The organism is Nonomuraea sp. NPDC049784 (genome assembly GCF_040659615.1).
GTDB lineage: Bacteria > Actinomycetota > Actinomycetes > Streptosporangiales > Streptosporangiaceae > Nonomuraea.
Window position 1 is genome coordinate 1 of the sequence record NZ_JBFAMX010000371.1, and the last position, 10,012, is coordinate 10,012.

7 protein-coding genes are annotated in these 10,012 nt (G+C 69.1%); 4 read left to right on the plus strand and 3 right to left on the minus strand.

Translation table 11 applies throughout. The features are described 5' to 3' along the window. Positions 1-16 precede the first annotated feature (16 nt). Positions 17-256: a chorismate mutase gene (locus AB0J09_RS43450; protein WP_360704766.1), complete on the plus strand. Its 240-nt coding sequence runs from the start codon at positions 17-19 to the stop codon at positions 254-256. 13 nt (positions 257-269) lie between these two features. Here AB0J09_RS43450 and AB0J09_RS43455 read toward each other — a convergent pair whose 3' ends face one another. Then, entirely contained in the window at positions 270-1,385 is a 1,116-nt protein-coding gene (locus tag AB0J09_RS43455; RefSeq protein WP_360704748.1) for an SGNH/GDSL hydrolase family protein, read from the minus strand. Between the two features lie 13 nt (positions 1,386-1,398). Beyond that, complete coding sequence (locus AB0J09_RS43460) at positions 1,399-2,763, minus strand: amino acid permease (RefSeq protein ID WP_360704751.1); 1,365 nt, start codon at positions 2,761-2,763, stop codon at positions 1,399-1,401. Positions 2,764-2,931: 168 nt separating this feature from the next. On the opposite strand from AB0J09_RS43460, the gene dnaE reads away from it, so the two are divergent. After that, positions 2,932-6,459, plus strand: coding sequence for a DNA polymerase III subunit alpha (gene dnaE, locus AB0J09_RS43465; RefSeq protein WP_360704754.1), 3,528 nt, complete (start codon positions 2,932-2,934; stop codon positions 6,457-6,459). A 368-nt stretch (positions 6,460-6,827) separates the two neighbouring features. Then, on the plus strand, positions 6,828-8,198 hold the full coding sequence (locus tag AB0J09_RS43470; RefSeq protein ID WP_360704757.1) for an amidase: 1,371 nt from the start codon (positions 6,828-6,830) through the stop codon (positions 8,196-8,198). Positions 8,199-8,222: 24 nt separating this feature from the next. Here the strand turns inward: AB0J09_RS43470 and AB0J09_RS43475 are convergent, their stop codons facing one another. Then, entirely contained in the window at positions 8,223-8,744 is a 522-nt protein-coding gene (locus AB0J09_RS43475; RefSeq protein WP_360704760.1) for a hypothetical protein, read from the minus strand. Positions 8,745-8,810: 66 nt separating this feature from the next. Between AB0J09_RS43475 and murA the strand changes: the two genes are divergently transcribed. Beyond that, a partial coding sequence (murA, locus tag AB0J09_RS43480; RefSeq protein ID WP_360704763.1) for a UDP-N-acetylglucosamine 1-carboxyvinyltransferase occupies positions 8,811-10,012 on the plus strand: 1,202 nt, incomplete at its 3' end.

Below are 10,012 nucleotides of genomic sequence, written 5' to 3' on the forward strand. Positions count from 1 at the left end.
GGAGTGCCGGCAGGCGATCGACCGGGTGGACGCCGCCCTGGCCACGCTGCTCGAGCGGCGGGCGGCGCTGGCGGGCATCGTGCAGCGGATCAAGCCGGTGGGCGGGTTCGCGGGGCGCGACCTCGCCCGGGAGCGCGCGCTCGTGGCCCGGATGGCGCTGCGCGCGCCGTCGCTGGGAGAAGCCCGGCTCGCGCCCATCATGAACGCCGTCATCGAGGCGGGCCTCCACCTGGCCGAGGAACGCTCAGCCCAGTGACCTGATGCACGGGTCAGGGGGTGGCCAGAAGGAAGTTGTTCATGGGGCGGCCGGGGCCGGCGGCGATCTGCTTGGTGATGAGTTCGGCGAAGCGGCGGTAGCCGTCGCCCGTCGGGTGGTAGCTGCGGGCGTTGACCGTGAGCTCCTCCATGTTCACGTTCAATCCGTTCAGGTACGGCTGCGGCCGCCCCACTTCGTGCCCCGTGAACGCCTCGTACGCGTCCACGTACTCCACACTCCCCGGCGCCCCGAACGCCGCGATCGCGCGGTCGAAGTCGGCCACCACCGACCCCACCGTGTCGTTGAGGCGGCGCGTCACCTCGTTGAGCCAGCTCTGGTCGGCCGCGCTGAGGTTGTCGACGCTCGCCGCCGGCTCCTTGGGGAACGGGCGCGGGTAGCCGAGGACGATGATGCGCGCGTTCGGCGCCCGTACCCGTAGCTCGCGCAGCACCTTGAGCATGCTCGGGCCCAGCTCCTCGATGCGGCGGGCGACGGCGGCGTCCTGCTCGACGCACGCCGACGACCACGGCAGCTTGACGATGCAGCCCGTGAGCACCTTCGTGAAGCCTGCGTCGTTGCCGCCGATGCTCAGCGTCACCAGGCTGGCGGAGGGGCCCACGCGGGTGATCTGGGGCCGCTGGCTGTACTGGCCGGACAGGAGCTGGCCGGTGGTGGCGCCGCTGCAGGCGTAGAAGGCGGTGCCGCCGCCGAAGCGGTACGCCTGCGCCACCAGCGGCACGTACGAGCCCGACGCCCGGTGGCAGCGATCGGCGCCGTCGTTGACGGGCTTCTTGTCGAGGTCGTAGACGCCCTCACCGGAGGAGTACGAGTCGCCGAGCGCCACGTACATGCCGCTCTGCGCCACCTGCACGGGCGTCAGGCGGGTCACCTGCGGCAGCCGCCCGCCCGGCTCCTTGGCGGCCGGGCAGCCCGCGTCCAGCAGGGCGCAGGCCAGCTTCGGGAAGACGCCCAGGGGTAAGCACGCCAGAGCAAGGGCGATGCCGGCGGCGACCGCCGCAGCGGTCTGGACGATCCCTCGCCTCGCCCATTTCGGCGCCCATGCCGGCGTCTGCCGTGTCACCTCGTCCAGTGCGGCCTCCCCCGAGCGGCTGCTCCGTATTAGCGACATCGAGACTACCCAGTCAGGTGATCGACGATGTGCCGCTATTACGAGTGCGGCGGCGGTTGACCACCTGCCAGCCCAGGGCGATGGCCGCGATCAGCGCGGGGATGAGGAAGAACGCCACCCGCTGGTCCTCGTCGGCGAAGGGCATCAGCAGCACGACCAGCGCCAGGAACGCCAGCGTGAGCCAGTTGGTGTACGGCGTGCCCGGCATCGGGAACACCGACCGGTGCCCCGACCTGCGCAGCCGCATCTGGCAGTAGACCAGCACGCCCCAGGTCGTGATGACACCGAGGGAGGCGGCGGCCGTGGCGATGTTGAAGGCGCGCTCGGGCAGGAAGTAGAACAGCGCCACCCCGGCCAGGAACATGCTCGCCGTGAACAGGATGCCGCCGAGTGGGACGTACCTGGAGCTCAGGTTGCCCGCGAAACGGGGCGCCTCCTGCTTCATCGCCATCGAGCGCAGGATGCGGCCCGTGGCGTACAGGCCGGAGTTGCAGGACGAGAGCGCGGCGGTGATCACCACGAGGTTCATGGCGTCGGCGGCCCACGGGACGCCGAGGCCCGAGAAGACCGTCACGAACGGCGAGACGCCCGCGTGGTACGCGGTCCACGGCAGGACCATCGCCAGCAGCGCCACCGAGCCCACGTAGAAGACCGCGATGCGCCACACCACGCCGTTGATCGCCTTCGGCATGACCTGGTGCGGCCTGGCCGTCTCGCCCGCCGCGATGCCGACCAGCTCGATCGACGAGTACGCGAACACCACCGACTGCAGGCTCATCAGCACCAACGGGAAGCCCTTGGGGAAGAAGCCGCCGTGGGCGACGAGGTTGTGCGGGGTCGCCTGGCCGATCGTGAACACCACCAGGACCAGGCCGACGACCAGGAAGACGGTGATCGCCAGGACCTTGAGCATGGCGAACCAGAACTCCAGCTCGCCGAAGAGCCGTACCGACAGCAGGTTGACCGCCAGGACGGAGCCCAGGGCGATGAGCGCCGTGAGCCACTGCGGGAACGCGGGCGCCCAGTAATGGATGTAGGCGGCGATGGCGGTCAGCTCGGCGATGCCGGTGAACGCCCAGTTGATCCAGTACATCCAGCCGCTGGCGAAGGCCGCCCACGGGCCGATGAGCTCGCCCGCGTACTCGACGAACGAACCCGACACGGGACGGTAGAGCACGAGCTCGCCGAGCGCCCGCATGACGAAGAACGCGGCCACCCCTGCGGCGGCGTACGCGAGCACCAGGGCGGGCCCCGCGGCGGCCAGCCGGCCCCCCGAACCGAGAAACAGCCCGACGCCGATCGCTCCGCCGATCGCGATCATCTGGACCTGGCGGTTGCCGAGCGCGTGCCGGTATCCCTCGTCGGTCTGCGTGCGCACGGAGTGTCTCCTCAGCTACTTACAGTGAGTACGAAGATATAGGTGCCGCTGATCGCGGGAGTCCCGGCGCGCCGGTCAGAGCACGTGCGCGCCATGCGCTCCGGGATGTCGGTGCGGGCTACTAGAGTCGGAGCGCACAACCGCATCGAGACCGGGAGACGCCGCTCCATGTCGTCCAGTGAGTCGTTCGTCCATCTGCACGTACACACCGAATACTCGATGCTGGACGGGGCCGCCAGGCTCAAGCAGATGTTCAAGAAGGTCGACGAGCTGGGCATGCCCGCGATCGCGATCACCGACCACGGCAACATGCACGGCGCGTACGACTTCTACAAGCAGGCCACCGGCGCGGGGATCAAGCCGATCATCGGCATCGAGGCGTACGTGGCGCCGGAGCTGCGCCACAACAAGAAGCCGGTGCTGTGGGGCGAGCCGCATCAGAAGAAGGACGACGTCTCGGCGGGTGGCTACTACACCCACATGACGATCTGGGCGCGCAACAGGACGGGCCTGCACAACCTGATGAAGCTCAGCTCCCGCGCCTACACCGAGGGGTTCGTCCGCAAATGGGCGCGGATGGACGCCGAGATCCTCGCCGAGCACGCCGACGGCCTGATGGCCACCACCGGCTGCCCGTCGGGTGAGGTGCAGACGAGGCTGCGGCTCGGCCAGTACGACGAGGCGCTCAAGGCCGCCGCGAAATTCCAGGACATCTTCGGCAAGGAAAACTACTTCCTGGAGATCATGGACCACGGGCTCGACATCGAGCGCCGGGTCCGCGACGGGCTGGCCAGGATCAGCAAGGAGCTCGGCATCCCGCCGCTGGTCACCAACGACTCGCACTACACGTACGAGTCCGACGCCGCCTCCCACGACGCCCTCCTGTGCATTCAGACCGGCAAGCAGTTGTCCGACCCCGACCGGTTCCGCTTCGACGGCAGCGGCTACTACATCAAGGCCGCCGACGAGATGCGCGCGGTCGACTCCTCCGACCTGTGGGCCGAGGGCTGCCGCAACACGCTGCTCGTCGCCGAGAAGGTCGACCCGGCCGGGTTCTTCGAGTTCAAGAACCTCATGCCGACCTTCCCCATCCCCGACGGCATGACCGAGGAGCAGTTCTTCCGCCAGGAGGTCTGGAAGGGCCTCGAGCGGCGCTTCCCCGAGGGCGTCGACGAGGAGCACCGCGCCTGGGCGGAGAACGAGCTGGGCGTCATCATCCAGATGGGCTTCCCGAGCTACTTCCTCGTGGTCGCCGACTTCATCATGTGGGCGAAGAACAACGGCATCCGCGTCGGCCCGGGCCGTGGCTCCGCGGCCGGCTCGCTGGTGGCGTACGCGCTGGGCATCACCGACCTCGACCCGATCCCGCACGGCCTGATCTTCGAGCGCTTCCTCAACCCCGAGCGCGTGTCCATGCCCGACGTCGACATCGACTTCGACGAGCGTAGGCGCGGCGACGTGATCCGCTACGTGACCGAGAAGTGGGGCGCCGACAAGGTCGCCATGATCGCCACGTTCGGCACCATCAAGGCGAAGGCCGCCATCAAGGACGCGGGCCGCGTCCTGGGCTATCCCTACGCGCTGGGCGACCGGGTCTCCAAGGCGTTCCCGCCCGCCGTCATGGGCAAGGACATCCCGCTGTCGGGCATCTTCGACAAGGACCACCCGCGCTACGCCGAGGCGGGTGAGCTGCGCAGGCTCTACGAGGAAGACGTCGACGTCAAGGCGACGATGGACCTCGGCAAGGGCCTGGAGGGCCTGATCAGGCAGACCGGCGTGCACGCCGCCGGCGTGATCATGTCGGCCGAGGTGCTGACCGACTACATTCCGATCATGCGCCGCGACTCCGACGGCGCGATCATCACGCAGTTCGACTACCCGACTTGCGAGACGCTCGGCCTGCTGAAGATGGACTTCCTGGGCCTGCGCAACCTCACGATCATCGACGACTGCCTGAAGATGATCGAGGCCACCACCGGCGAGCAGATCGACCTGCTGAAGCTGCCGCTCGACGACCCCAAGTCCTACGAGCTGCTGGCCCGCGGCGACACGCTCGGCATCTTCCAGCTCGACGGCGGCGGCATGCGCTCGCTCATGAGGCTCATGCGTCCCGACAACTTCGAGGACATCTCCGCCGCCCTCGCGCTCTACCGGCCCGGCCCGATGGGCGCCAACTCCCACACCAACTACGCCCTGCGCAAGAACGGCCAGCAGGAGATCACCCCGATCCACCCCGAGCTCGAGGAACCACTGAAGGACATCCTCAACACGACCTACGGCCTGATCGTCTATCAGGAGCAGGTCATGGCCATCGCGCAGAAGGTCGCCGGCTACTCGCTGGGCGGCGCCGACCTGCTGCGGCGCGCGATGGGCAAGAAGAAGAAGTCCGAGCTGGACAAGCAGTTCGAGTTCTTCGAAAAGGGCATGCAGGACAACGGCTTCTCGGCCGCGGCCATCAAGGCGCTGTGGGACATCCTGCTGCCGTTCTCCGACTACGCCTTCAACAAGGCCCACACCGCGGGCTACGGCCTGGTCGCTTACTGGACCGCGTACCTCAAGGCCAACTACCCGGCCGCCTACATGGCGGGGCTGCTGAGCAGCGTCAAGGACGACAAGGACAAGTCGGCCCTCTACCTCAACGAGTGCCGCCGCATGGGCATCAAGGTGTTCCCGCCGGACGTCAACGACTCCGACTTCGACTTCACGCCGCGCGGCACCGACATCCGCTTCGGCCTGTCGGCCGTCCGCAACGTGGGCGCCAACGTCGTCGACGGCATCCTGAAGGCGCGCAAGGAGAAGGGCCGCTTCGCCGAATTCAAGGACTTCCTGCGCAAGGTCCCGGCCATCGTCTGCAACAAGCGCGTCATCGAGTCGCTGATCAAGGCGGGCGCGTTCGACTCCCTGGGCCACATGCGCAAGGGCCTGGTCATGGTGCACGAGCAGGCCGTGGACGCGATCATCGACATCAAGAAGAACGAGGCCATCGGCCAGGACTCCCTGTTCGGGGCGATCGACGGCGGCGAGGACCAGACCTTCGACGTGCAGATCCCGGTGGGGGAGTGGGACAAGAACACCCTGCTCCAGTTCGAACGGGAGATGCTCGGCCTCTACGTGTCCGACCACCCGCTGTTCGGCGTCGAGCACATCCTCGCGTCGGGGGCCGACTGCTCGATCGCCGCCGTCCAGGACGAGAGCCGGGCCGACGGGCAGGTCGTGACCGTGGGCGGGATCCTGAGCGGGGTGCAGCGCAAGGTCACCAAGAAGGGTGACACGTGGGTGCTGACCCAGCTGGAGGACCTCGAAGGCTCGATCGAGGTGATGATCTTCCCGTCGGCTTACCAGCTGTGCTCGACGATCCTGGCCGAGGACGCGATCGTGTTCGTCAAGGGGCGGATCGACAAGCGGGAGGACGTGGCGAAGATCATCGCCATGGAGGTGACGGCGCCCGACCTGACGCAGGAGGCGGGCGGGCCGCTGCTGGTGAGCCTGCCGCTGGCCCGCTGCACGCCGCCGGTGGTGGGACGGCTCAAGGAGATCCTGACGACGCATCCGGGCACGTCGGAGGTGCATCTGCAGGTCCACAACGGGCCCAAGACGACGGTGATGCGCGTCGGCGACCGGCTGCGCGTGACGCCCTCGCCTGCCCTGATGGGCGACCTGAAGCAACTCCTCGGCCCCGCCTGCCTGGGCGCCTGACGCAACTTCCCGCTGCAGGGTGTTCTTCAAGCCATCCTTTACGGCTGCGCACGGGGTCCTGAAAGCCATCCTTTACGGCTGCGCACGGGAGGGTCCACCCGCCGCACGTGGCCGGGCCCTGTCCAGGGAGACGCTCACCGGGCGGCGAGGGCCGGCCGCCGTGACGCGCGCACAGTGGGCCGCCTGGGTGATGATGTGTCGGCCGCTCGAGGGTGCGACGCCTGCCTGGGCGGGGACGCGAGCATCCCGAGCGGGACACGGCGGCACCGGGACGTGACCGTTCAGGTGGTGATCCGACGAGTGGTCGTGGGCAGGGTGGGCAACCCTCGCCGTCGCCGCCCCGCAGCTCATGGGGCAGGATCGCAAGAGTGAGCGAACTGCACTACCTGAGCGCGACCGAGCTGGCACACCTGATCAAGTCCAGGCAGGTGAGCGCCGTCGAGGTCGTCCAAGCCCACCTCGACCGCATCGAGCAGGTCAACCCGCACGTCAATGCCATCGTGACCCTGGTCGCCGAGCAGGCGCTCGACGCGGCCAAGGAGGCCGACGAGCGGGAGCCGGTCGGACCGCTGCACGGCCTGCCCGTCGCGCACAAGGACCTCGTCGACACGGCCGGCATCCGCACCACCTACGGCTCGCCGCTCTTCGCCGACAACGTCCCCGCCCAGGACGACGTGATCGTCCAGCGGCTCCGCGCCGCCGGGGCCATCACCATGGGCAAGACCAACACCCCGGAGTTCGGCACCGGCTCCCACACCGTCAACCAGGTGTTCGGCGCCACCAGGAATCCCTACGACCTGTCCAAGTCCGCCGGAGGCAGCAGCGGGGGCGCCGCGGTGGCCCTGGCCACCGGCATGGTCCCGCTGGCCGACGGGTCCGACATGGGCGGCTCCCTGCGTAACCCCGCGTCGTTCTGCAACGTGGTCGGCCTGCGCCCGACGCCCGGGCGCGTCCCCGACCCGTCCGACACCGCCGCCTGGTACACCCTGTCCGTGCAGGGGCCGATGGCGCGGACGGTCGAGGACGTCACGTTGATGTTCGGGGTCATCGCCGGGTTCGACCGGCGCTCCCCGTACTCGATCAAGGAGGTCTTCACCCCGGAGCCCGAGGAGGGCGTGGCGGGCCTGCGCGTGGCGTGGAGCCCGGACCTGGGCGGGCTGCCGGTGGACCCGAGGACGGCGGAGGTCACCGCGACGGCGCCGGCCGTGTTCGAGCGGCTGGGTGCGCGCGTCGAGCAGGTGGAGCTGGACCTGTGGGAGGCGGAGGACGCGTTCAGGACCTACCGGGCATGGAACTACGCGCTGTCCTTCGGCGACCTGACCGGGCTCGGCCCCAACACCGCGTGGAACGTCGAGCAGGGCCGCAAGGTAACCGGCGCCGACCTGGCCAGGGCCGAGCAGGCGCGCAGCCGCCTCTACCAGCGGATGGCCGCCTTCTTCGACACGTACGACGTGCTGATCGCGCCCGTCAGCCAGGTGCCGCCGTTCCCGATCGAGCAGCCCTACGTCGATGAGATCAACGGGGAGAAGCTGCCCGACTACCTCGCCTGGATGCGCTCGGCCTACTGGATCAGCGTGCTGCACGCCCCGGCCGCGTCCGTGCCCGCCGGGTTCACGTCCGACGGGTTGCCGGTGGGGGTGCAGATCGTGGGCAGGCCGTTCGAGGACGCCAGGGTGCTGCGGGTGGCCCGCGCGTTCGAGCAGGCCACCGGGTATGGTCTCCGCCACCCGCCGCTCTAGGCCCTGTGTCAAGGCTCGTGGCGGTCAGAGGGGCTCGGGCGGGTCCCCGTACGGGTGGCGTAGTGGTGACTCGCGGTAGCCGTGCATGCCCTCCAGCAGCCCGAACAGCCCCACCGCGAGCAGTGGCCAGGAGACCAGCACCCCCGAGGCGGTCAGCTTCAGCGCTCCGGGGACGATCTTGGTGCCGGGCTGGGCGGCGGCCTCGACCACGACCGCGCCGATGGTGAACGTGGACCCGACCCACAACGTCAGCATCGCGCCCAGTACCCCGCCCGCGCAGAGGCCGAGGAGCACCGGCAGCATCCATCGCCGCCCGATGAACCACCCGATCCCGCCGCACAGCAGTCCCAGTCCGCCGGTGATCACCGCGAACCAGCCGTCGGCCGCGATCAGCGCCTGTGTGGACGGGTCGGCCAGCACCGTCCCCTGCTCCGTGACCTGGTACGGCGCCCGTGGCGTGAGTCCCGACCAGAGGAGGCCGGCGGCTGCTCCGAGAGTGGCGAGTGTGAGGACAGTTACCGCAAAAGCGCGTACTTCCCTCGTCACGCCACTCCCCCTCACATGTGTATTCGAATCAGCTCGATGGTATCCCCCGGCTAGGCTCGCTTCGTGATGCAAGAAGAGGTCTGGTTGATAGAACCCTCCGGCCCGCTCCGGGGGGACGTCGAGGTACGCGGCTCCAAGAACGGAGTCTCCAAGCACATGGTCGCCGCCATGCTGGGCGGCTGTGAGAGCAGCATCCACAACGCCCCCGAGGTGGGCGAGGTGGAGATCACGGCCGCCATGCTGCGGGCGCTCGGCATCAATGTCGAGATCTCCCGTACGGAGATCAGGATCGAGCGCGGCCGGGAGATCGAGCCGAGGGTGCCGGACGCCTTCACGGGGCTGAACCGCATCCCCATCCTCATGCTCGGCCCGCTGCTGCACCTGGCGGGGGAGGCGTTCGTCCCGCTGGTGGGAGGCGACCCGATCGGGCGGCGGCCGGTGAACTTCCACGTGGAGGCCCTGCGCGCGATGGGTGCCGAGGTGGAGGTGGGCGACACCGGCATCTTCGCGAAGGCCAACCGCCTCGTGGGCACCAGGATCGAGCTGCCGTACCCGAGCGTGGGCGCCACGGAGACGGTCCTGATGTCGGCCGTGCTGGCCGAGGGCAAGACGGTGCTGAAGAACGCCGCGATGGAGCCCGAGGTGGTGGAGCTGGCGCTGTTCCTGCAGCGGATGGGGGCCAGGATCGAGCTCTCGCCCGACCGCAGGATCGTCATCGAGGGCGTCGAACGGCTGCACGGCGCCTCCACCTGGCTGACCGGCGACCGCATCGAGGCGTTCTCGTACCTGGCGGCGGGGCTGGTCACCGGGGGAGAGGTGCGGGTGCACGGCTGCCCGCAGGACCGCCTGGTCACCGCGATCACCACGCTGGCCAGGATGGGCGCCCAGTTCGACATCAACGACGAGTACCTTTGCGCCACCGCGCCGCCGGAGGGGCTGCGGTCGGCGGCCGTGCAGACCGACACCCACCCCGGGTTCATGACGGACTGGCAGACGCCGCTCATGGTGCTGTTCACGCAGAGCCAGGGCATGTCGGTGCTGCACGAGACGGTCTTCGAGAACCGCCTGGTGTACGTCCCCGCGCTGCAGAAGATGGGCTGCGAGATCGAGGTGTTCGACCAGTGCCTGGGCGGCCCGGCCTGCCGCTACCACGACACCAACGCCAGGCACTCGGCCGTCGTGCGCGGTGTGTCCAAGCTCAAGGGCGCCGATGTGACGCTGCCCGACATCAGGGCCGGGTTCTCGGCCGTGCTGGCGGCCGCGGTGGC

Excerpts from the sequence above, each read along its gene's own strand:
- AB0J09_RS43455 (WP_360704748.1), bottom strand. The coding sequence starts at position 1,385 with ATGTCGCTAATACGGAGCAGCCGCTCGGGGGAGGCCGCACTGGACGAG.
- dnaE (WP_360704754.1), top strand. The coding sequence starts at position 2,932 with ATGTCGTCCAGTGAGTCGTTCGTCCATCTGCACGTACACACCGAATAC.